The 21,528-nt window shown below is 71.9% G+C and carries 20 protein-coding genes and 1 tRNA gene; 6 read left to right on the top strand and 15 right to left on the bottom strand.

Features of this window, described 5'->3' with window-relative positions:
* Positions 1-29 precede the first annotated feature (29 nt).
* The 14 genes from ACF1BE_RS16265 to ACF1BE_RS16330 all read right to left on the bottom strand — a co-directional run bounded on the left by ACF1BE_RS16265 (position 30) and on the right by ACF1BE_RS16330 (position 15,188).
* Positions 30-668, bottom strand: coding sequence for a LysE family translocator (locus tag ACF1BE_RS16265; RefSeq protein WP_392199685.1), 639 nt, complete (start codon positions 666-668; stop codon positions 30-32).
* Positions 665-1,939, bottom strand: a complete 1,275-nt coding sequence (locus ACF1BE_RS16270) for an ATP-grasp domain-containing protein (RefSeq protein ID WP_392199686.1) — start codon at positions 1,937-1,939, stop codon at positions 665-667. Before ACF1BE_RS16270 ends, ACF1BE_RS16265 begins: the two co-directional genes overlap by 4 nt.
* Positions 1,926-2,882, bottom strand: a complete 957-nt coding sequence (locus tag ACF1BE_RS16275; protein WP_392199687.1) for an alpha/beta hydrolase — start codon at positions 2,880-2,882, stop codon at positions 1,926-1,928. The genes ACF1BE_RS16270 and ACF1BE_RS16275 overlap by 14 nt, the downstream gene beginning before the upstream one ends.
* A gap of 69 nt (positions 2,883-2,951) precedes the next feature.
* Entirely contained in the window at positions 2,952-4,247 is a 1,296-nt protein-coding gene (locus ACF1BE_RS16280; RefSeq protein WP_392199688.1) for an MFS transporter, read from the bottom strand.
* On the bottom strand, positions 4,247-5,494 hold the full coding sequence (locus ACF1BE_RS16285) for an ATP-grasp domain-containing protein (protein WP_392199689.1): 1,248 nt from the start codon (positions 5,492-5,494) through the stop codon (positions 4,247-4,249). The genes ACF1BE_RS16280 and ACF1BE_RS16285 overlap by 1 nt, the downstream gene beginning before the upstream one ends.
* Before the next feature lie 132 nt (positions 5,495-5,626).
* The gene (locus tag ACF1BE_RS16290) at positions 5,627-6,007 is read right to left on the bottom strand and encodes a Rieske 2Fe-2S domain-containing protein (RefSeq protein WP_392199690.1); all 381 of its coding nucleotides are present in this window, start codon (positions 6,005-6,007) and stop codon (positions 5,627-5,629) included.
* Positions 5,995-7,413 (bottom strand): iron-containing redox enzyme family protein, encoded by a 1,419-nt coding sequence (locus tag ACF1BE_RS16295; protein ID WP_392199691.1) that lies wholly within the window; start codon positions 7,411-7,413, stop codon positions 5,995-5,997. The genes ACF1BE_RS16290 and ACF1BE_RS16295 overlap by 13 nt, the downstream gene beginning before the upstream one ends.
* 70 nt (positions 7,414-7,483) lie before the next feature.
* On the bottom strand, positions 7,484-8,569 hold the full coding sequence (locus tag ACF1BE_RS16300) for a 50S ribosomal protein L11 methyltransferase (RefSeq protein ID WP_392199692.1): 1,086 nt from the start codon (positions 8,567-8,569) through the stop codon (positions 7,484-7,486).
* A 259-nt stretch (positions 8,570-8,828) separates the two neighbouring features.
* Positions 8,829-9,605, bottom strand: coding sequence for a 2OG-Fe(II) oxygenase (locus ACF1BE_RS16305; protein ID WP_392199693.1), 777 nt, complete (start codon positions 9,603-9,605; stop codon positions 8,829-8,831).
* An 83-nt stretch (positions 9,606-9,688) separates the two neighbouring features.
* Positions 9,689-10,306, bottom strand: a complete 618-nt coding sequence (locus tag ACF1BE_RS16310; protein ID WP_392199694.1) for a methylated-DNA--[protein]-cysteine S-methyltransferase — start codon at positions 10,304-10,306, stop codon at positions 9,689-9,691.
* A 42-nt stretch (positions 10,307-10,348) separates the two neighbouring features.
* On the bottom strand, positions 10,349-11,149 hold the full coding sequence (locus tag ACF1BE_RS16315; protein WP_392199695.1) for an MGMT family protein: 801 nt from the start codon (positions 11,147-11,149) through the stop codon (positions 10,349-10,351).
* Positions 11,146-11,739 (bottom strand): RNA polymerase sigma factor, encoded by a 594-nt coding sequence (locus tag ACF1BE_RS16320; RefSeq protein WP_392199696.1) that lies wholly within the window; start codon positions 11,737-11,739, stop codon positions 11,146-11,148. Before ACF1BE_RS16320 ends, ACF1BE_RS16315 begins: the two co-directional genes overlap by 4 nt.
* Positions 11,740-11,806: 67 nt before the next feature.
* Positions 11,807-13,414 carry a beta-N-acetylhexosaminidase gene (locus tag ACF1BE_RS16325; RefSeq protein WP_392199697.1) on the bottom strand — a complete coding sequence of 536 codons (1,608 nt, stop codon included), beginning with the start codon at positions 13,412-13,414 and terminating at the stop codon, positions 11,807-11,809.
* Positions 13,415-13,622: 208 nt separating this feature from the next.
* Entirely contained in the window at positions 13,623-15,188 is a 1,566-nt protein-coding gene (locus tag ACF1BE_RS16330) for a fibronectin type III domain-containing protein (protein ID WP_392199698.1), read from the bottom strand.
* Positions 15,189-15,353: 165 nt separating this feature from the next.
* On the opposite strand from ACF1BE_RS16330, the gene ACF1BE_RS16335 reads away from it, so the two are divergent.
* The gene (locus ACF1BE_RS16335) at positions 15,354-15,611 is read left to right on the top strand and encodes a hypothetical protein (protein WP_373911691.1); all 258 of its coding nucleotides are present in this window, start codon (positions 15,354-15,356) and stop codon (positions 15,609-15,611) included.
* Positions 15,612-15,657: 46 nt separating this feature from the next.
* Complete coding sequence (glmS, locus tag ACF1BE_RS16340) at positions 15,658-17,475, top strand: glutamine--fructose-6-phosphate transaminase (isomerizing) (protein ID WP_392199699.1); 1,818 nt, start codon at positions 15,658-15,660, stop codon at positions 17,473-17,475.
* A gap of 254 nt (positions 17,476-17,729) precedes the next feature.
* Here the strand turns inward: glmS and ACF1BE_RS16345 are convergent, their stop codons facing one another.
* Positions 17,730-18,257, bottom strand: coding sequence for a universal stress protein (locus ACF1BE_RS16345; RefSeq protein ID WP_392199700.1), 528 nt, complete (start codon positions 18,255-18,257; stop codon positions 17,730-17,732).
* A gap of 320 nt (positions 18,258-18,577) precedes the next feature.
* On the opposite strand from ACF1BE_RS16345, the gene ACF1BE_RS16350 reads away from it, so the two are divergent.
* The 4 genes from ACF1BE_RS16350 to ACF1BE_RS16365 all read left to right on the top strand — a co-directional run bounded on the left by ACF1BE_RS16350 (position 18,578) and on the right by ACF1BE_RS16365 (position 21,367).
* On the top strand, positions 18,578-18,847 hold the full coding sequence (locus ACF1BE_RS16350) for a hypothetical protein (protein WP_392199701.1): 270 nt from the start codon (positions 18,578-18,580) through the stop codon (positions 18,845-18,847).
* Positions 18,848-19,225: 378 nt separating this feature from the next.
* Complete coding sequence (locus ACF1BE_RS16355; RefSeq protein WP_392199702.1) at positions 19,226-20,446, top strand: GlxA family transcriptional regulator; 1,221 nt, start codon at positions 19,226-19,228, stop codon at positions 20,444-20,446.
* A 130-nt stretch (positions 20,447-20,576) separates the two neighbouring features.
* Positions 20,577-21,179: an oligoribonuclease gene (orn, locus tag ACF1BE_RS16360; protein WP_392199703.1), complete on the top strand. Its 603-nt coding sequence runs from the start codon at positions 20,577-20,579 to the stop codon at positions 21,177-21,179.
* A gap of 115 nt (positions 21,180-21,294) precedes the next feature.
* A tRNA-His gene (locus tag ACF1BE_RS16365) sits at positions 21,295-21,367 on the top strand.
* Positions 21,368-21,528 lie beyond the last annotated feature (161 nt).

Below are 21,528 nucleotides of genomic sequence, written 5' to 3' on the forward strand. Positions count from 1 at the left end.
GGGGCCGGCTCCGGCCCGGCGGCGGGCGGTCATCCGCCGAGGGCCAGGCGCACCGCGAACACGCCGAAGACGGCGGCGGTGAGCCCGTTGGTCAGGCGCTGGGCCGACGCGGAGTTCAGGTGCCGGGCCAGCCGGTGCACCAGCCGCATCCAGGTCAGCAGCCACACGAGTACCAGGAGGAGGTAACAGCAGGCCAGGACCACCACCCCGGCGGTCGGATTCATCCCGGCCGGCACGAACTGCGGCAGGAACGCCATCAGGAAGATGCCGACCTTGGGATTGGAGCCGGTGCACAGCAGTCCCAGGGCGAAGGCCCGGCGCCTGCCGTGCGGGGGCCCGTCCGGCTGCGTCCGCTCCTGCGGGCCCGGGGGCGCGGGCTCCGGCGGACGCAGGGCCGCGCGCGCGGCCCGGTAGGCCCAGACGAGCAGGACGGCGGCACCCGCCCAGCGGAAGGCGGTGAACAGGTCCGGGCGCGCGGCGAGCAGCGCGGCCAGGCCCAGGGCGCCCAGGGCCGCCTGCGCGGCCCCCGCCGCGATCATCCCGAACGCGGCGGGCGCCGCCGTACGCGGTGAGCCGGCCAGCACCAGGCGGGTGATCAGGGCCAGGTCGGGACCCGGCGCCATGATCACCACCAGTGAACTCGTCAGGAACGCGAGCGCGTTGATCACGGCTCTCCGATGACCAGCCGCTGTTCCAGGGCGCGGACGGCCCGGTAGTCCCGCTTGATCTGTTCCTCGTCCGGGTGGGCGAGGATCACGAACCCGAAGTTGAGGCTGTCGACCAGGTCCCGGGTGACGGGCACGTGATCCCCGTCGGACAGGTTCTGCACCGAGAAGTGGTGGCTCGGCAGCGACCGGATCTCGTCCAGGACGGCCGTGCCGCGTACCTCCCCGGAGCGGCGGGCCATGTGGAAGACGCACATCTGGTGGGTCAGCAGCTCGTAGCTCTGCGGCAGTTCGCCCCCGGTGAGCCAGCGCACCGTCCGGTCGATCTGGCTGTCGCCGGTGGCGTTGCGGTTGAACCGCGGCTGGCCGCCACCGTGCGGTCGGGCGCCCAGTTCGATGAGGACGGGACCGTCGGCGGTGCCCATCACCTCGACGTGGGCGGAGCCGAAGCGGACGCCCACCGCGTCCAGCACGCCGAAGACGTACTCGGCCAGGACGGCGACGGCGGGCTCGTCCGGCGGCAGCCACCGCATGGTGTCGTAGACGGCCATGTGCGGGCCGTTGTCCACCTTGCCGTAGGCGCAGACGTCGACGAGGGAGTGCTTGCCGTCGTGACTGAAGGTGTCCACCACGTACTCGGTGCCGGTGACGAACTTCTGCACGAGCAGCCGGTCGTCGACCTCGCCGAACTGGTTGACCCGGCCGATCTGCCGCTCGAACACGGCCCGCCAGTCCGTGCCGCCCTGCACCTTGACGACGCCGTCCGTGCTGGCGCTCTTCGGCGGCTTGATCACGAGGTCGGCGCCGGACAGGCCCTCGCGCTCCAGCCAGGCCGCCGCCTCCTCGACGTCGGAGGTGCACAGCTGCGGGATGACCGGCAGCCCGGCCGCCCGCACGGCCTCGGCCATGCGGCTCTTGTCCCGGCGGGCCTCGGCCAGCTCCGGCACGTTGCTCAGCCCGGGCAGTACCCGGGGGGCGAGCCGCTCGGCCAGTTCCACGCCGGACTCGCAGCCGGCGATGACACAGCGCGGCTCCAGCGCCCGTACCCGCCGTACGACGTCGTCCAGGTCGCCGTCGTACACGATGACGTCGGGGAAGTCCTGCGGCCGATAGGAGGAGGCGAACGCCTCGGGCGGGCGCGGGCTGCTCACCACGGCCGCGACCGGGACGCCCTGGCCGCGCAGGGCCTCGGTGAAGAGGGCGCCCGAGGAGTAGGGGTCGACGATGACGCAGGGGCCGGGCCCCGGCTCGGTGAGCGGGTCAGTGCCGGCCATCGACGCTCTCCTTCGCCGCCAGGGCGGAGACGGCGGCGCAGTAGCGGGCGAAGAAGTCGGCCGCGGGCTCGCTGACCCGCCGGGCGCGCACCGGGGCGTGCACCATGCCCTCCTCCCGCACATAGGTCACGGGCGTGCCGTTCTCCCTGAGCAGGGCGGTGTACTTCTCCGCGTCCACGCACAGCGAGTCCATCGCGCAGCCGACGACGTAGGCCGGCGGCAGGTCGTGGAACCCGGCGCCCAGCAGCGGCGAGACGTAGGGGTCGGTGGCCTGTTCCGGCTGCGGGCAGTAGCAGGCCGTGTAGAACTCCATCTCGCCGCCGGAGAGCAGCGGGGCGTCCTCGCCGCCGTTCCGCCAGCGGGTGAAGTCCAGGACCGGGCTGATCACCGCCTGGCCGCGCAGCCGGGGGCCGCCGCGGTCGCGGGCGATCATCGACAGCACCACGGCCATGTTGGCCCCGGAGCTCTCGCCGCAGATCACCGCGCCGTCCGGGTCGAGGCCGTCCAGTCCGAGCCCGGGCAGGTCGGCGAGAGTGCCGCAGAGGCCGGCGTAGCAGTCCTCCAGCGGGCCGGGGAAGGGGTTCTCCGGCGCCATGCCGAAGTCCAGGGCTATGGTCACCAGGCCGGTACGGTCGGCCAGTTCGGCGACCAGGCTGTGATGGCTGTGCAGCGATCCGATGACGAAGCCGCCGCCGCGGATGTAGAAGAGCACGGCGTTGCCGGCGCGTTCGGCCGGCTCGTAGATACGGATCCGGGCGGTGCGGCCCTCGTGGACGACGGTCGCGTCCCGGTGGCGGACACCGTCGGGGACGGGGATGGGGAGAACCTCCGTCAGCGAGTCGTACAGGACGCGCTGCCGGTCGACGGGGTAGGTGTAGAAGTCGGGCGGCAGCGCGCCGTTCACGGTTTCCACGAACTTCTCGATGCCATCGGCGTACGCCATGCGCAGCTCGCTCTTTTCCGGGGACTGGGTGCCGGAACCCACGGCACGGACTGATGGGGTGGGACAGGGTCAGGGGGTGTCGGCGGCGACCGGTCCGGTCCGCCCGGCCTGCTCGTCGGCCGGGGTGGTGGCGCCGGGGTCCGCGTCCGCGGGCCGTTCGCCCATGCCGGCGAGGACGGCGGCCACGGCGCCCACGGTCAGCAGCCCCGACAGCCACCACACGGAGGCCGACGACGCCTGCCAGGCGGCGACGCCCAGCACGGGGCCGATCGCGTAGCCGATCTGCATGGGGAAGGCGGCGGCGGCGATGTAGCGCCCCCGCAGGTGTTCGGGGGCGACCTTGCCCGGCCAGGCCGAGGCGGTCGGTGTGCCGATCATCTCGCCCGACGTCCACACCACGGTCGCCACGACGTACATGGCCATGCTGGGTCCGGCCACGTACAGGTTCATCCCGACGCCGACCAGGCCGACGCCGAGGGCCACCGCGAGCTTGCCGGGCAGGTGCTGCACGTACTTCGTGAACAGCAGCTCCAGGGAGATGACCATGACGGCGTTCAGTGACAGCAGGGTGGAGTAGAACGTCACGCCGTGTCCGTCGGCCTTGATCTGGAGCGGCAGTGCGGAGGTGTGCTGGATGTAGACGACGGCGTTGAGGAACAGCGCCAGCAGGAACAGCACGTACCGGGTGTCCCGCAGCACGGCGGCGTACGACCGGGTGGGGCCGTCCGCGTCGTGTGCGGCGGGCCGGGCCGCGCCCCCGGAGCGCGCCAGGACGAGGGCGAAGGCGGCGAAGACCAGCTGGGCCGTCGCCTCCAGGTAGAAGATCAGGTTGTACGAGTGGCTGATCAGCAGCGCGCCGAGCAGCGGGCCGACCGTGGTGCCGAGGTTGAACGCCATCCGGTAGACGGCGAACACCATCACGTGGTGGTCCTCGGCCGTGCGCTCCACCAACAGCGCCGAGGAGGCCGGCCGGTACATCTGCGCCAGGAGCCCGATGACCGAGGCCACCGCGATGATCAGGGGCAGGCTGTTCAGGTGGGGCAGGCTCAGCGTGCCCAGCCCGGCGAGCGCCATGGAGCCGACGATCGTCCAGGCGTAGCCGATCCGGTCGGACGCCGTGCCGCCCACCAGCACGCCGACCACCGAGCCCACACCGTAGGCGCCGAGCGCCAGGCCCGCCTCGGTCGCGGAGAAGCCCTTCGCGGTGAGGTAGAGGACCAGGTAGATCTGGAGGAAGTTGCCGAGCCGGTTGACCAGCATGCCGACGAGCACGAGCCAGATGGGGCCCGGGATGCCCCGCAGGGTCTGCACGATCGACGGCCGGCCGGCCTTCCCCGGCTCGGACGAGGTCTTTCCGGGGCTCATCAGGGGGACTCCTCCACCGGGCGGCCCGCGAGTTCGACGATCTCCGGCGCCCGCAGCAGTGCCGCCCGGGCCTGTTCGACGGAGTCCGCGAGGGTGATGACCCGGGCGTAGCGGGAGATGTAGCCGCGCGGCGGCAGCCGCAGCACCGCTCCCGGGTCGGCCATCACGTCCGCGCTGTGGACGTCCGGCGAGAACCGGTCCTCGTGCACGGTCACCGACTCGATCTCGGTGTCGTGCTCGGGGTACAGGAAGGTGATCGCCGCGGCCCGCCGCCGGGTCGCCGTCGTCTCCGGGCGCCGGCCGGCCGCGACGTCGGCCGCGGCCAGCGCCACGTCGACGCCGGTGGCCAGCTCACCGAGGAAGGGGATCATGTCGCCGCCGAGGCGGGCGTTGACCTCCATCAGGCGCGGGCCGTTCGCGGTCAGGCGGAACTCGGTGTGGCTGACGCCGGTGTGGAAGCCGAGCGCGGCGTGGCTGGCCCGCAGCGCCTCGAGGAGCTGCGGATCGGTCAGCAGCGGGTCGGCCGCGTCGACCTCGTGGCCGGTCTCCTCGAAGAAGGGCGCGAGCCCCACCTTCTTGCGCGCCACCGCCAGGGGGGTGCCCTCGCCCTCGAAGAAGACCGCGTCGACGCTGATCTCGGGGCCGTCGACGTACTCCTCGACGAGCACCGACACGTCGAAGACGGGAACGCCCGGGTAGGAGGCGCCGGACGCCGCCCGGTAGGCGCTCTCCACGTCGCCGGGCCCGTCGGCCCGGCGCACGCCCATGCCGCCGGCCAGGCCCCGGGGCTTGAGGACGACCGGGAAGCCGATCTTCTCGGCCGCCTGCCGTGCCTCCTCCAGGGAGCGCACGCCGATGGACGCGGGCTGGGCGACCCCGGCCCGCTCCAGCGCGACCCGGGTGGCGTTCTTGTCCCGGCAGGCTATGACGGTCTCCGGGGAGTTCCCCGGCAGTCCGAGCGCCTGCGCGACGTGGGCCGCGGGGGTGACCAGGCCCTCGTCGTAGCAGAACACGCCGGCCACCTCGTGCTCGGCGGCCACCTGCCGGGCGGCCTCGACGAGGAGTTCGGGACGGGTGTTGTCGACCGAGGTGCTGCCGACGACGTAGGGCTCCTCCCAGGTCACCTGGGCCGGCTGGAGCAGCCAGAGCGCGTAGCGCCGGCTCACCGACCGAAGGATGAATTCCCGGCTGCGCCGGGCGCTGCTGCCGATCAGCAGCAGCAACGGCTTGCCACCGTCCGTGCCCATGTTCCGCTCTCCTCGCATGTGGTCTTTCGTGGTCCGGTACGCGCGCCGGGGACCATGCCGGGCCCCCGGCGCGCGCGTACCGGCCGTCTGTAGAACACCGGCCGGCCCCGGGGCGTTGCAGTCGCCGGCAGGTCAGCCGGCCGTCACGCGCGAACGCGTGAGCGCAGGGGTCAGCGGCCGGTGCTCCAGGGCCACGCCGCCGCAGGCCGTCGGATCCGCCGGCCAGCCCCGGGCGGGCGGGCGGTCCGGGAAGACCGCGGTGATCCGCTCGCCCACCCGTACGGCCGGGATCTCCCCGCGCATCCGGGCCACGGAGGTCTTGCGCTCGTGCCAGGGACACACGAGCCGGACACCGTCCTCGGCGACGTCGGCCAGGTGCAGGGGGCCGCCGCGGTGCGGGCACTGGGCCCGCATCACGAAGCCCCGGCCGCCGACCGTCGCGTAGACGTACGGTGTCCCGGCGACGACGACGCAGTTGTCCCGCCCCGCGGCGGAGAAGGTCACGACAGGCACTTGCGGTAGTCCCCCACCGAGTGGATCTCGTAGACGCACTCGTCCGACTCGATGTTGGCGCCGTGCAGCCGGTTGCGCCGGATGACCACGCCCTCGCCCGCCTCCAGGGTGAGCGAGGAACCCAGGCCGCTCTCGAAGCGCATGGTGCCGGAGACGATGTGGCACAGCTCGTCGCCGTCGTGGCAGTGGGTGTTGGACAGCTCGCCACGGGGTTCGACGATGTGCGCCACGGGCGCGTCGACCTTGCCCTGCTTCAGGCCCTCGAAGACCGGGTCGTGCAGCTTCTTCAGCTCGGGCTGGTCGTCCATCCACGCGATCTGCTGGGAGAAGTCGAAGTCGGAGACGTCCAGGAGCACCCGGTACTCCTCGATGCCCCGCACGATCTCCGGGATGATGCCCTCGCCGTGGGCCTCCACCAGCGGCTTGATGATCTTCTCGCGGGCCATCCGGCCGTGGTGCTGGTCGATGTGGACGTGCTCGGTGAAGTAGGTGGTGTCCACCGAGTCGCCGAAGACGTCGCGCAGCAGCTGGTCGGCGCGGCGGCAGAAGTCGACCAGGGAGGATTCCGTGTAGTAGAGCGCTCCGACGTAGCGGAAGAACAGCTCGTGGTTCTTGCCCAGGTAGTGGAAGTAGTTGTTCATCAGCAGGCTGCTGTTGAGGTAGTACTGCCAGTACCGGTGCAGGTCGGACTCGAGGCCGACCGACTCCAGGGTCCGCTCGAACAGGGTGCTGTGCTTGGTGTCGTGGACGCCGTAGCCGTACTCGTCGATGACGACCTTGAACCACTCGGACTGGGCCGGGCCGTAGTAGCCGAGGACGTTGCGCATCATCGGGGAGGCCTCGGAGAGGAAGTCCGGGGCGAACTGCACCAGCCACATCCGGGCCGCCCGCTGCGGGTCGGTCGAGTTGGCGATGGCCTTCTCGGCCGGCGACTGCTCCTGGCCGCCGCTGGTGTCCAGCGAGTCCAGATAGGCGTCCAGACTCTCGGCGGTCCAGTTCCCGGACGTCTCCACCTCGTCGTCGAGGAAGCCGAAGGCGTAGCGCTCCAGCGCCGGCCGGATCCGCTCGCCGAGCGCGCGGTTCTCCGGGCTGTAGAACGCGCGGAAGTCCTCCTCCTTGCCCTTCAGTCCGGACTTCGGGAAGAACACGAGGTCGGCCTCGTAGATCGAGGTCAGCAGGCGCTGCACGGCCAGGCTCGAGTAGTCGAGTATGTTCTCCCGGCCCGGTATCTTGTCGTAGTTCAGATGGGGCAGGACCTGGGGCCTGAGCTGCCGGCGGTACGGGTTGTCGTGGTTCAGCCAGTCCAGGTTGTCGTGGTAGATCGGGGCGGTGGCGTACTGCACCACCGCGTCGCGCAGCTCCGCGCCGCTCAGCTCGAACGGGACGTGCGCGGGGACGTGACTCATCGCTTGCTCCCTGGTCCTAATCGAATAAGGTCCGGCCGCCGGTGCCGCGCGGGCGCCGGGCGAGGCCGTGTCAGAGGCTCACGCGGAGGGTGAAGTCGCTCCAGCGGAGCCGGAGGGAGACCGTCTCGCCCGCCTTCGTCGGTACGGGCTTCTCCAGCGGGACCCAGCCCTGCATCCAGTGCGAGCCGGGGTTGTCCGGCGGGTTGGACAGGACGACGCCGTTGCCCATGTCCAGTTCGAACCAGACCACCAGGGCCTGTGCCTCGCCGTCGGCGGTGGCGGGCAGCGTGAGGGTGCGTTCGCCGGGCTCCAGGGCGTCGCGTGCCAGGTCGAACTCCAGCACCGGTGCCGCCTCGGACAGGAACCGGTGGGGCCAGGTGTCCAGCCGCACCGGGAAGTGGCCGCGGGTGGCGACCGTGTTCATGAGCGAGACGTCGAAGCCGCCGGCCGTGGTGACCTGGTTCAGCTTCAGCACCGCCTCGCTGCTGACCAGCCTGCCGCGCAGCCGGGCCGCCGACGGCAGCATGATCCCGTCCGGGGCCAGCAGGTGCTCGCGGGCGTGGCGCACCGAGGGCAGCAGGCCCTCACCGATGAGGCCGCAGTCGACGATCTCCGACACGAGGACGTCCACCCGGCCGCCGAGGTCGCGCTCGGCGTCCAGCTCCGTGGACGGCTTGCCGAACACCGTGATCACGTCGGACAGGCCGTGCGCGTCGATGACGTTGCGGGCGATCTCGGCCAGCAGCGGGTTCATCTCGCAGGTGATCACCTTGCTCGCACCGGCACGGGCCGCGGCCATGGCGAGCAGTCCGCTGCCGGAGCCGATGTCCAGCACGGTCGCCCCCGCCGGGATGCCCCGCTCCAGGGCGGCGATGAGCCCGTCGTTGCGGTCGGTGTCGTTGAGCATGGCGAAGTGCCAGCGTGGAACGTTCCTGCGGGCGATCTGGGCGAAGATGTCCGCGTCCAGGGACAGGCTCTCCGGGGGCGTGCTCAACAGCGCGGACGCCTGCTCGGCAAGTGAGTTCATCTCCTGCGCGAGCGATTGCAGCAGAGCCGCGCCCAGCCGGTAGGGCGAGCCGCTCGACGGCTTTGCCCCCTCTTCCGGCCGGGCTTCCCGCTCCGCTGGGGTGTCCCGTGCCCCTTGTACGTGCTGCATGTGTGCCACTGCTCCTTACGGTGACTCGCCGGGTTGACAGTGGTACGAGGCAGGTCACGAATCCCTCCTGCCGTCGCAACAGCGACCGTACGTAACGGCGTTGTTGCGGTTCTCCAGTCACACTTCAGCCGGAGCGGCAGTTCCACGAGCGGGAGTGGCGGCGCTGACCAGCGGCGTTGCGGAGACTGCCGGTTCCCTGGAGCGAGGCGGCAGAACCGGGCCGGTGCAGCGGTCGTACACAGGTTCGCCGCGCGGCGTCTCAGCGGGCGTCGTGGAAGATCACGCCGAGCACATGCCGCTCTCCGCTGGTGACGGCGCTCACACCGTGCCGCAGCATCACCCGGCTCCAGCCGCGCGCCGAGCGCACCGGGCGGTGGTGCACGGCGAAGATCAGCCCCTGCCCCTGCGCCGGCCGCCGCACGAGGGGCCGGGACTGGGCGCGCGGCCGCTGCTCCACGAACACGCTCTCGCCGCCGGTGAAGTCCTCGTCCGGCCGGTCCAGCAGCACCGCCACCTGGAGCGGGAACGTGAGGTCGCCGTAGACGTCCTGGTGCAGGCAGTTGTAGCCGCCCTGCCCGTAGCGCAGCAGCAGGGGCGTCGGCCGGTGCTGGCCCTCGGCGGCGCAGGCCGCGACGAGGTCCTCGTGACGGTCGGGGAACTCCGGCTCGCCGAGCCGCGCGGCCCAGGTGTTGGCGATGCGCGCCAGCGGCGGGTACAGCTCCCGGCGCAGGGCCGACACCGGATCGGGCAGCGGGTGGGCGAAGTAGCGGTAGGAGCCCTCGCCGAACCGGTGCCGCGCCATCGTCACCGTGCTGCGGAACAGCCCCGGCTCGTCGAACATGTCCCGCAGCCGGGCGCACTCGTCGGCGGAGAGCAGGGGCGGGGTCAGCGCGACGCCCTCCGCGTCCAGCTCGGCGGCCAGGGCGGGCCAGTCGAGCCGGCGCAGTGCGGGCAGCCCGTCGGCGTCGGGGGCCGGCCACTCGGGGGCCGCCGGCTCTGCGAGCCCGGGCAGGGACGGGGTGTCGTAGGCGTTCACGCGCTCAGCTCTCCGGGGACGGAAGGTCGTGCGGGGGCGGGGAGGTGGGCGCCGGTGACGGGGGATCTCCCGACGCCCACCGGTCAGGGGGCCATCAGGCCGTCGGGTGCCGTCAGGCCGGTGGACAGGGCCTCCGGCTCGTGCTGTCCGGTCAGGCCGTCACGGCGGGACTCCAGGCCGAGCAGGAACTGCTTGGCCGCCAGGCCGCCCGCGTACCCGGTCAGGCTGCCTCCGGAACCGACGATCCGGTGGCACGGCAGCACGACGCAGACCGGGTTGGCGCCCAGGGCCGTGCCGACCGCGCGGGCGGCCCGCGGCCGGTCGATCGCCACCGCCAGCTGCGCGTACGTCGCGGTGCGCCCGTACGGCACGAACGCGTCCAGCGCCGCCACGGTCAGCCGGCTGAAGGGCGTGGCGAGCCGCAGGTCCACCGGCACGGTGAAGTCACGGCGGGCGCCGGTGAGGTAGGCGTCGAGCTGGGTCCGGGTCTCCGCCAGCAGCTCGCGTCGACCCGCGTCCGCGTGCTCCTCCTCGACGGTGCGCAGCCCCGCCCTGGTGAGGCGGGCAACGGCGGTCTCGGGGGTGCCGTAGCAGCACAGCACGAGGGCGTCGGCCGTGGCCGCCAGCACGAGCGGCCCCAGCGGCGTGGGGTGGACCGCGACCGCCGCCGTGGTGTCGCCGGGGATGTTACTGGTTCGCACAACAACTCCGTGTGGATCGTGACCGTCGGGTTCGGGTGGCCGTCATACCGCGACCGGCCGGCAGCTCTTGCAGGCGCGGTACCCGGCCCGGCCGGCTTCCCGCGCGGTACGGAACGGCACCTGGTGGGGCGGGGTGATGCGGCGGGCGTGGGCGCACGTGGGATGGCAGTAGATACGGGTCGTGTCGCTGCCGAGGAACACCACTCCGCGCCGGTGCAGCTCCGCCACCCGCGGCAGGTCGACGCCCTCCGCGGCACGCAGCGCGTCCCCCACCGCGGGGAGGTGGCCGGCGTCGCAGGGCGTGCCGTTGTCGTACGTCACGCGGTGGCAGGGGATCAGCACCGCGGCCGGGTTGCGGGCCAGGGCGCCGACCACGAGTTCCGGTGCCACCGCGGCCTCCCTGGCGAGCCAGGCGACCGGGCGCAGCTGCCCGGCGGGTACGGCGCGGACCGCCTCCAGCACGGCCCGGTCCGCCGGGCCGAGCGGGGAGAGGTCGATGGGCAGCCGCCGGGCGCGGCCGGTCCGCAGCGCGGTGGTCACCCCCGGGAACGGCCTGGCCGACCGTACGGCCGAACGCCGGGTCCGGGCGCGGTGCAGTTCCTCGAAGACCGTGGCGGTCAGTCCGCCCGTGTCCAGCGCGGCCCCGGTCACCGCCTCCGGGCTCGCCGCCACGAAGAGACCGCCGACGGCGGTGTCGAGGCGGACATAGGTGTCGTACATCTCGCGCGGGACGCCGGTGCGCCGCAGCACGCGCACCGCGAAGTCCGCCGGTGGTTCCGTGGCGAGCCCGGCCAGTCCGGGCCGGTCCGCGTCGAGGCGCGGTACCTCGTGGTCACTCCTCATGTCGTCACCTCCTCCAGCACGGCTGTCTCCGGCTCCACCAGCCGGCGCAGACTCTTCAGGCCCCGGGACACCTGTGCTTTGGCCGTTCCGACCGCGCACCGCTGCACCTCGGCCACCTCCGTGTAGCTCAGACCCACCACATGGCGCAGCACCACGGGCGTGCGGTGGTGCTCCGGCAGTTCCAGCAACGCCGTGACCAGGCGGCGCCGGTCGTCGGCGAGCGCGGCCCGCTCCTCCGGTCCCGGACTGTGGTCGGTCCAGGTGTCGGCGGCGTCCTCGACGGGGATCCCCGCCAGGGCGGGCCGGCGTGAACAGGTGCGCAGGTGGTTGCGCCACACGTTGGCGGCGATGGTGAGCAGCCAGGCACGCGGCCGGAGGTCCCGCCGGCGCTCGGGTCCGTAGTCCTGTAAGGCCGTGTAGGCGCGCAGGAAGGCGTCCTGCCCCAGGTCGTCGGCCTCGGTGGCCGAGCCGCAGACCCGGAGCAGGAACGTGTACACCGCCCTGCCGTGGACCCTGACCAGCTCGGTGAAGCCGTCGTCGAGGTCCGCCGCCAGGAGTTCGGTCAGCTGCCGCTCGGCCTTCTCATCCATCACTGAGGAAAACACCGGCACCGGGCGAAGGGTTGCACCCCGCTCCGGGGCGGGTTCGCGCCGCGGGTCATCGCCTCGGCCAGGGCACCTGGGGCGACCTGTAGTAGGTGATGCCGAGGGCGTCCCAGCGCGGGCCCTGGGCGGCCAGCCGCGTGCGGTAGCGGTTCCAGTCGTGGGTGGCCGCCGGTGACCAGCCGAGTTCGGCCGTGCCGGCGAGCCGGGGGAAGGCCATGTACTCGATGTCGGCGGACTTCCTCAGCGTCTCCGACCACAGCGGTGCCTCCACACCGCGGACGGCCGCCGCGGGCACGCCCGGCAGGTAGGCGCCCGGGTTCCAGTCGTAGGCCCGCCTGACCTCCACCAGCCCCGCCCAGTCCGTGCCGAGATGGGTGCTCGTGGTGTACCTCATGTCGAGGTAGGTGCGGTCGGCCGGGGACAGGATCAGGCCCGTACCGTTCCGCGCGGCCTCCGCGACCTGCGCCTTCTCCGCCGCACCGGTGCCGTCCAGGCCCCAGTACTGGGCGAGGGCGCCGCGGGCGGGACGGGCGCCGGTGAGCTGGTGCCAGCCGATGACCTTCTTGCCGTACGCCGCCACCACCGGCTGGACACGGTCCATGAAGGCCACGTAGTCGGCGTGGGGGGTGGAGTGCGCCTCGTCGCCGCCGATGTGCAGATAGCGGCCCGGGGTGAGGGCGGCCAGCTCCCGGACGACGTCGTCCACGAAGTCGTACGTGGCCTTCCGGGCGACGCACAGGGAGCTGAAGCCGACGGCGGTGCCGGTGTACAGCGGGGGTGCCACGCCGTCGCAGTTGAGCTTCGCGTACGAGGCGAGGGCCGCGTTGGTGTGACCGGGCATGTCGATCTCGGGCACGACCTCCAGGTACCGGGAGGCCGCGTAGCGGACGATCTCCCGGTAGTCGGCCTCGGTGTAGAAGCCGCCCCGGCCGCCGCCGACCTGGGTGGAGCCGCCGTGGGAGGCCAGGCGCGGCCAGGAGTCGACGGCGATGCGCCAGCCCTGGTCGTCGCTGAGGTGCAGATGCAGCTCGTTGACCTTGTACAGGGCCAGCTGGTCGATGTACCGCTCGACCTGGGCGACCGTGAAGAAGTGCCGGGCGACGTCCAGCATGGCGCCCCGGTAGGCGTACCGGGGACGGTCCCGTACGGTGCCGCCGGCGACACGCCAGGGGCCGCTCTGCACGGTCCTCTTCTCCACGGCGGCCGGGAGCAGCTGACGCAGCGTCTGGACACCGTGGAAGAGCCCGGCCGGGGTGCCCGCGGTGACGGTCACGCCGTCGGCGTCGCTGTGCAGCCGGTACCCCTCGGCGCCGAAGTCCCCCGCGGACAGGTGGAGTCGGATGCCGCCGCTGCCGTGGTCGGTGACCGGCAGCGGGTAGCCGGTGGAGGGCCGCAGGATGCCGGCCAGGTAGGCGCCGACGCGGCGGACCGCGGCCGAGTCGTCGACGCGGATGCCGGTCGCGCGGGTGATGCCGTACGGGGTGCCGCCCGGCGCGACGGAGGCGGGTGCCGGGACGACCCGGTCCAGGGGGACGGGGGCCGCGACCGGGGCGGCGGGCCCGGCGGGCGTCGCGCCGAGGGTGAGGACGCCGGCCGTGAGAAGGAGCAGGGATCCGAGGACGCGGGACGTCCGGGAGGTCGTGCCGTGGTTCCGTCTCACATGCGCTCCCTTCGGAAGAGGGCCGGCCGTAGGACACGGCCGGATCCACCACTCTCCCGCACAACGACCGAAACGGCCCCCGTGCGACGGAAGTTGGGGAGGCAGTCGGCGCCGGACGGGCAGGCGGTCCCCGGGCGGCCGTGCGGACCGGGAGGACCGCCCGGCGTTCGCCGGGGCCGCGCCTGACCGTCCGGGCGCGCCCGTACCGCTACTTCGCCCTGCGGGACACCGTGAAGTGGTCGACGCGGTGCCCGGTCTCGGCGATGCCCGACACCTTCAGCGTGGTCTGGCGGCCCTTCGGGGCGGGCGTGACGTCCACGCGCAGGAAGGAGTAGTCGAGGTAGCGCACCCGGGACCAGGCGACGGTCTCGTCGACCTTGCCGCCCTTGGTGTTGACGAACGAGGCCACGAAGTCGGTCTCGTGCTCGTGACCCTCGTAGGACTCCGGGGCGCTGAAGGCGTACAGGCCGCGGCCCGCCGCGCCGGCGGTGACGTAGACCACTCCCTCGGTCTCGGGGTAGGCGGTGCCGCCGATCGGGAGCTCCTTTGCGACCTCGCCGCCCTTGATGACGTCGGTGCGCTCGTACTGGTGGTTGTGACCGTTGATGACCAGGTCCACGGTGTACTTCTCGAACAGCGGCACCCACTCCTGGCGCACCCCGCCCTCCGAGGCGTGCCCGGTGGAGGTGCAGTAGGCGCAGTGGTGGAAGAAGACGACGATGAAGTCGACGTCCTTCGCGGCGCGGAACGTCTTCAGCCGGCCTTCGAGCCACTCGGTCTGGGTTCCGCCGGAGATGCCCAGGTTCGCCGGGATCTCGAAGGAGACGTCGTTGGCGTCGAGCGAGATGACGGCCGTGTTGCCGTACACGAAGGAGTAGACGCCCGGCAGGTTCCTCTTGTCGGGCCCGTTGTCGGGGAGGTTCCAGCGGGCCTCCTCGCCGCCGTAGCCGTTGGGCGAGTACCAGGCCTCCATGTCGTGGTTGCCGTAGGCGGGCATCCACGGGACCTGCTTGGCGACCGACTCGGTCTGGGCGAGGAACTGGTCCCAGGTGCGCGCGTCGAACCCGGCGTCGGTGGTCCTGCCCGCCCCGGACGGGTCGGCGTAGGCGATGTCGCCGGCGTGCAGGTGGAAGGCCGGGTTCTGGCCGAGGAGGAGGGCGTTGTTGGCCAGGCCGTGGTAGCCGACGCCCTCGTCGCCGAAGGCGGTGAAGGTGAACGGCGCCTTGTGGGCGGGAGCGGTGGTGAAGGTGCCCAGGGTGCCCGCCAGACGGGGCTGGGCCGGGTCGAAGCCCTCGTGACCGACGCCGTAGTAGTACGTCCTGCCGGGGCGCAGGTGGGTGAGCTCGGCGTGCAGGTAGTACTGCGTGTGGTCGCCGCTCGCGCCGACACCGGCCGGGGTGTACAGGGTGCGGACCTCGGCCTCGATCCTGCGGGAGAGGTCCCAGGGATGGGCGCCGACGCGGATGAACGGCTTCCTGACGGCGACCGGCACCTGCCAGGAGACGGTGATCTCCGTGCGCGGGTCGTTGCCGTAGGCGAGGTGGCGGCCGAAGGGGGCGACGAGCGCGCCGTCGACCGGGGTGGCGGCGGGGGCGGTGTGCCGCACGGGCGCCGCCGCCCGGGCGGTGGCGCCCGGCACGAACGCGCCGCCCGCGACGGCGCCCAGCGTCACGGCGCCACCCCTGATCATCGAGCGTCGCGAGAAGCGGGCGCGCAGGTACTCGTGCTGCTCGGCCATGCTCATGCGCTCGGCCAGCTTCTCGGGTACGCCCATACGAGGAATGTCCATGGCGTCTGAAACTCGTCCGTCCGGGCAACGAAGGGCAAGACGCAGGATGGACAGCCTGCGAACAGAGCACCATAAGAGATCCACCAGGCGCCTGCCCGGAATCGGGCACGATTCTTGCGAAAGAGGCGCCGGTACTCCAGGATCTACCGGGTGCACGACGAACTCGTTGATCATCTGACGCGGTCCACGCCCCTGAGCCGGGGCGAGGCGCTGCGCGTGGTCCAGGACGTGCTCGCCTACTTCGACGAGACGACCCCCGAGTACGTCCGCCGCCGCCACCGTGAACTCCAGGCCCAGGGCCTGGTGAACACGGAGATCTTCGGACGGATCGAGGCGGACCTGAAATACCGCGCGGTGGCGCCGCCGGAGCTGACGCTCAGGCAGCTGCGCCGCATGGTCTACGGCTGAGAACCAGCCGTACCGGACCAGCGACACCCCAAGGGATAACTCTTACATGTGCGGAATTGTCGGATACATCGGGAAGCGTGACGTGGCGCCCCTCCTGCTGGAGGGCTTGCAGCGCCTGGAGTACCGCGGCTACGACTCCGCGGGCATCGTCGTCACGTCCCCGAAGACGCCCGGCCTGAAGATGGTCAAGGCCAAGGGCCGCGTGCGCGACCTGGAGGTCAGGGTCCCGGCGCGCTTCAAGGGCACCACCGGTATCGCCCACACCCGCTGGGCCACCCACGGCGCCCCCTCCGACGTGAACGCCCACCCGCACATGTCGGCCGACCACAAGGTCGCCGTCGTCCACAACGGCATCATCGACAACGCCGCCGACCTGCGCCGCAAGCTCGAGGCGGACGGCGTCGAGTTCCTCTCCGAGACCGACACCGAGGTCCTCACCCACCTGATCGCCCGCTCCCAGGCCGAGAAGCTCGAGGACAAGGTCCGCCAGGCCGTGCGCCTGATCGAGGGCACGTACGGCATCGCCGTGCTGCACGCCGACTTCCCGGACCGGATCGTGGTGGCCCGCAACGGATCCCCGGTCGTCCTCGGCATCGGCGAGAAGGAGATGTTCGTCGCCTCGGACATCGCCGCGCTGGTCACCCACACCCGGCAGATAGTGACCCTCGACGACGGCGAGATGGCCACCCTCAAGGCCGACGACTTCCGCACCTACACCACCGAGGGCACCCGTACGACGGCCGAGCCCACCACCGTGGAGTGGGAGGCCGAGTCGTACGACATGGGCGGCCACGACACGTACATGCACAAGGAGATCCACGAGCAGGCCGACGCCGTGGACCGCGTGCTGCGCGGCCGCATCGACGACCGGTTCTCCACCGTGCACCTCGGCGGGCTCAACCTGGACGCCCGCGAGGCCCGGCGGATCCGCCGCGTGAAGATCCTCGGCTGCGGCACCTCGTACCACGCGGGCATGATCGGCGCCCAGATGATCGAGGAGCTGGCCCGCATCCCCGCCGACGCCGAGCCCGCCTCCGAGTTCCGCTACCGCAACGCGGTCGTGGACCCCGACACCCTGTACGTCGCGGTGTCGCAGTCCGGTGAGACGTACGACGTCCTCGCCGCCGTGCAGGAGCTGAAGCGCAAGGGCGCGCGCGTCCTCGGCGTGGTCAACGTGGTCGGCTCGGCGATCGCCCGCGAGGCCGACGGCGGCATCTACGTGCACGCGGGCCCCGAGGTCTGCGTCGTCTCCACCAAGTGCTTCACCAACACCACGGTCGCCTTCGCGCTGCTCGCCCTGCACCTCGGCCGCACCCGCGACCTCTCCGTCCGCGACGGCAAGCGGATCATCGAGGGCCTGCGCCGGCTGCCGGGGCAGATCACCGAGATCCTGGCGCAGGAGGAGGAGATCAGGAAGCTGGCGGAAGGTTACGCCGACGCCCGCTCGATGCTCTTCATCGGCCGCGTCCGGGGCTATCCGGTGGCCCGCGAGGCCTCCCTGAAGCTCAAGGAGGTCTCCTACATCCACGCCGAGGCCTACCCCGCCTCCGAGCTGAAGCACGGCCCGCTGGCCCTCATCGAGCCGGCCCTGCCCACGGTCGCCATCGTCCCCGACGACGACCTGCTGGAGAAGAACCGCGCGGCCCTGGAGGAGATCAAGGCGCGCGAGGGCAGGATCCTGGCAGTGGCCCACCGGCACCAGGAGAAGGCCGACCAGACGGTGATCGTCCCGAAGAACGAGGACGAGCTGGACCCGATCCTGATGGGCATCCCGCTCCAGCTCCTCGCCTACCACACGGCCAAGGCCCTGGGCCGGGACATCGACAAGCCGAGGAACCTCGCCAAGTCGGTCACGGTCGAGTAGGCGGCGGAACGGACCCCCACGTGTGCCACCCGGCACGTGGGGGTCCTTCCCGTGCCGCGGTCCATCGGCCGGTGGCCGTCACCCCCCGGCCGGCGGCACGCCACGGAGGCGCCGCGGGCCGGCGCCTCTCCCGCGTGTGGTGGTGCGGTGACCGCTATATGCCCTGCGCGAGGGCGGGAACCACCTCTACCCGCGAGTAGTCTCGCGTCGGCACAGGGGTTCTGACGGTGTGTGAGGCGACCGGGGAGCGACGGTCAGGGGATGACGATCACGGGCCGCCGCGCCCGCTTGGCGAGCCGCCCCGCGACGGAGCCGAAGATCCGGCCGACGATGCCGTGCGTGGAACCCACGACGATCGCGTCCGCCTCGTACTCCCGCCCCACCTCTTCGAGTTCGTGGCAGATGTCGCCGCCGCGCTCGACCAGGATCCAGGGCACCTCGGACAGGTAGTCCGCGCAGGCCAGTTCCAGCCCGAGGACCTCGGTGCGGTGGTCCGGGACGTCGACGAAGACGGGCGGCTCGCAGCCGGCCCACACGGTGGTGGGCAGCCGGTTGGCGACATGGACGATGATCAGACCGGAGCGGGAGCGGTGGGCCATGCCGATCGCGTAGGCGAGGGCGCGCTCACTGGAGTCGGAGCCGTCGAAGCCGACGACCACTCCGTGCCGGAAGGCGGGATCGCAGGACGGGCGTGAGTCTGCCGCCGCCAGGGGATCGGCCGCCGTGGGATCGGCGACGGGCCGCTTGCGGTCCGCGGGTTCGAAGAATTCGTGACCGGCCATGACTGTCTCGGCGTTGTGATCCTTTATGGGGGGACAGTGTGCGGCGGAAGTGCGGCGGAGCTGTGTCCGGGAAACATCTTCCCAAGCCCTTACCCACAAGGGTACGGCGGCAAGCCTCCTGAGCCCAGATTCCGCGCACGCTCCGTAAGCGGTCCCCGACGTCCGTAGGGGTTCACCGGAGCATGCACGAGCCGCGCCCCCAACGCAATGGTCGCTGCCCCGTACAGGCGGTTTGCAGGTGGTTAGCAGACGCGCGGCCGGTGACCGACCGGCCGGACGGACGTTGAACCGGGGTGAACCACCGCCACAGGGAGTACGAGATGCCCGCACCCCGGTCCCCTCGCGACCCGCGCTCCGCGCCGGACACCGTGAGTGACGTGATCCGCTGGGCGGCCTTCAGCTGCGTGCTCGTGCCCGTGGTCCTCCTCTGGTACGGCACCTCGCTGGCCGGCGCCACGGGCACCGCACTGGGCCTCGCCGCCGTCACAGCCGTCTGCCGGTGGCTGCTGCGCCGCTCCGAGCGGTGCGCCGAGCGTTGCGACGCGCAAAGGGGCGGGCGGCACACCCGAGGGCAGAGACCGGTCGACTGACCTGTTTCCATACCTTCAAGCGCTGCTTTTCAGCCAACTTCTGGATACCGCCCAAGGGGTGCCCCGAACCACCCCCAACCCCCGTTCCACCTGCACGGAAAGGGTCCACGGGCCGCTGCGCACCCTACGCGGTTTGGCCACCGCGACAAGGCGCACTTCCCTGTGCGTCTCGCGAGTGCAACGCTTCGTGATCGAATGCTTCACGCCAAGTTGTCATGTCGACAATGTGCCGTGTGTGTAACTGGTCACCGTGCTCACGCGGGAGCCAGTAAATTCGATCTTGACTGTCTTACGGCGGGGGACTCGTGCAGGACCGAGGGGAAACGTGCAGGAGCGACACGACCGAGGAGCCGCGACCACCGAGGGGGGCTTAGCAGGATGAGCCACGACTCTACTGCCGCGCCGGACGCCGCGGCCCGGAAACTGTCCGGGCGACGACGCAAGGAGATCGTCGCGGTGCTGCTGTTCAGCGGCGGTCCCATCTTCGAGAGTTCCATACCGCTTTCGGTGTTCGGGATCGACCGCCAGGACGCCGGAGTACCGCGTTACCGCCTGCTGGTGTGTGCCGGCGAGGAGGGCCCGCTGCGGACCACAGGGGGCCTGGAACTCACCGCGCCACACGGGCTGGAGGCCATCTCACGCGCCGGGACGGTCGTCGTACCGGCCTGGCGCTCGATCACCTCGCCGCCACCGGAGGACGCGCTCGACGCGCTCCGCCGGGCGCACGAGGAGGGGGCCCGCATCGTCGGCCTGTGCACGGGCGCGTTCGTGCTCGCGGCGGCCGGCCTGCTGGACGGCCGCCCGGCGACCACCCACTGGATGTACGCGCCGACGCTGGCCAAGCGCTATCCGTCCGTGCACGTCGACCCACGGGAGCTGTTCGTCGACGACGGCGACGTCCTGACGTCGGCCGGCACGGCGGCGGGCATCGACCTGTGTCTGCACATCGTGCGGTCGGACCACGGCAACGAGGCGGCCGGCGCGCTCGCCCGGCGCCTGGTGGTCCCGCCGCGCCGCAGCGGCGGACAGGAGCGCTACCTCGACAGGTCTTTACCCGAGGAGATCGGCGCCGACCCGCTCGCCGAGGTCGTCGCCTGGGCGCTGGAACACCTCCACGAGCAGTTCGACGTGGAGACGCTGGCGGCACGCGCCTATATGAGCCGCCGTACGTTCGACCGCCGGTTCCGCTCGCTCACCGGGAGCGCTCCGCTCCAGTGGCTGATCACGCAGCGGGTGCTCCAGGCGCAACGGCTGCTGGAGACGTCGGACTACTCGGTGGACGAGGTGGCGGGCCGGTGCGGTTTCCGCTCACCGGTCGCGCTGCGCGGGCACTTCCGCCGCCAGCTCGGCTCGTCCCCCGCCGCCTACCGGGCCGCCTACCGGGCTCGCCGCCCGCAGGGGGACCGGCCGGGTGAGGCCGAGCCGGCGATGCCGCCGCCCGGCCAGCACGGGTCGCCCATGGGCCTGTCCGGTCCCGGACCGATGGGTGCCGCGCCCGCCCTGCTCCACTCGGAGCGGGACGGCGGGGTGCCGATGCAGAGCCGCCGTGCGCCGGCCGGCGCGGTGGGCCTGCTCCCGGGCCCGCGCAGCGGCAGCTGAGCGAGCGACGGGAGAAAGCGGGAGACAGGGGGGCGGAGCACGACTCCGCTCCCCTGTTCCCGCGTGCGCGCGCGAGGCGCCCGCACCGACGGGGGCATCCAAACGCGGACGTCAGCTTTAGGGTGGTCGCATGAACGATCGCATGGTGTGGATCGACTGCGAGATGACCGGCCTCTCGCTGTCCGACGACGCTCTCATCGAGGTAGCCGCCCTCGTCACCGACTCCGAGCTGAACGTACTCGGTGAAGGGGTGGACATCGTCATCCGGCCGCCGGCCCGGGCACTGGAGACGATGCCGGAGGTGGTGCGTCGGATGCACACCGCGTCCGGGCTGCTCGCCGAGCTGGAGCGGGGCACGACGCCGGCCGACGCCGAGGAACAGGTCCTCGCCTATGTCCGGGAGCACGTCAAGGAACCCGGCAAGGCCCCGCTGTGCGGCAACTCCGTCGGCACCGACCGCGGTTTCCTGCTGCGGGACATGCCGACCCTGGAGGGCTACCTCCACTACCGGATCGTCGACGTGTCCTCGATCAAGGAGCTGGCCCGCCGCTGGTACCCGCGGGCGTACTACAACAGCCCCGAGAAGAACGGCAACCACCGGGCCCTCGCCGACATTCGCGAGTCGATCGCCGAGCTGCGCTACTACCGCGAGGCCGTCTTCGTCCCGCAGCCCGGCCCGGACTCCGACACCGCGAGGGCGATCGCCGCCCGGCACGTGCTGCCCGCCCAGTAACCGCCCCCGGGTCCGCGTGGACGCCCGCGCGAAAACCTGTGCGCGAGCATCCCTTCGGACCCTGTAGACTTCTTCTCGGCCGGTCGGGGAAACGACAGTTCCACCGCCGGTCATGGTGGGTGTAGCTCAGCTGGCAGAGCACCTGGTTGTGGTCCAGGATGTCGCGGGTTCAAGTCCCGTCACTCACCCTCAAGATCAAGGGCTGACCCGGAGAACAGGGTCAGCCCTTGATCGTTTCCGCGTGTCGGCGGAGTGCCGGGGCACCCGGCCCGCCCGCCCCTCACGCCCCTCCTCCCCCTCGCGGGACATGCCCCCGGGGTGAGCGAATATCTGTAGCCGAGAAGCGAGA

This window comes from Streptomyces sp. NPDC014991 (genome assembly GCF_043080665.1).
Classification (GTDB): domain Bacteria; phylum Actinomycetota; class Actinomycetes; order Streptomycetales; family Streptomycetaceae; genus Streptomyces.

Bases quoted from the DNA above. Each gene is read 5' to 3' on its own strand.
- ACF1BE_RS16270 (WP_392199686.1), bottom strand. From the start codon at position 1,939: ATGGCCGGCACTGACCCGCTCACCGAGCCGGGGCCCGGCCCCTGCGTC.
- ACF1BE_RS16275 (WP_392199687.1), bottom strand. From the start codon at position 2,882: ATGGCGTACGCCGATGGCATCGAGAAGTTCGTGGAAACCGTGAACGGC.
- ACF1BE_RS16280 (WP_392199688.1), bottom strand. From the start codon at position 4,247: ATGAGCCCCGGAAAGACCTCGTCCGAGCCGGGGAAGGCCGGCCGGCCG.
- ACF1BE_RS16285 (WP_392199689.1), bottom strand. From the start codon at position 5,494: ATGGGCACGGACGGTGGCAAGCCGTTGCTGCTGCTGATCGGCAGCAGC.
- ACF1BE_RS16295 (WP_392199691.1), bottom strand. From the start codon at position 7,413: ATGAGTCACGTCCCCGCGCACGTCCCGTTCGAGCTGAGCGGCGCGGAG.
- ACF1BE_RS16300 (WP_392199692.1), bottom strand. From the start codon at position 8,569: ATGCAGCACGTACAAGGGGCACGGGACACCCCAGCGGAGCGGGAAGCC.
- ACF1BE_RS16315 (WP_392199695.1), bottom strand. From the start codon at position 11,149: ATGAGGAGTGACCACGAGGTACCGCGCCTCGACGCGGACCGGCCCGGA.
- ACF1BE_RS16320 (WP_392199696.1), bottom strand. From the start codon at position 11,739: ATGGATGAGAAGGCCGAGCGGCAGCTGACCGAACTCCTGGCGGCGGAC.
- ACF1BE_RS16330 (WP_392199698.1), bottom strand. From the start codon at position 15,188: ATGGGCGTACCCGAGAAGCTGGCCGAGCGCATGAGCATGGCCGAGCAG.
- glmS (WP_392199699.1), top strand. From the start codon at position 15,658: ATGTGCGGAATTGTCGGATACATCGGGAAGCGTGACGTGGCGCCCCTC.
- ACF1BE_RS16345 (WP_392199700.1), bottom strand. From the start codon at position 18,257: ATGGCCGGTCACGAATTCTTCGAACCCGCGGACCGCAAGCGGCCCGTC.
- ACF1BE_RS16350 (WP_392199701.1), top strand. From the start codon at position 18,578: ATGCCCGCACCCCGGTCCCCTCGCGACCCGCGCTCCGCGCCGGACACC.
- ACF1BE_RS16355 (WP_392199702.1), top strand. From the start codon at position 19,226: ATGAGCCACGACTCTACTGCCGCGCCGGACGCCGCGGCCCGGAAACTG.
- orn (WP_392199703.1), top strand. From the start codon at position 20,577: ATGAACGATCGCATGGTGTGGATCGACTGCGAGATGACCGGCCTCTCG.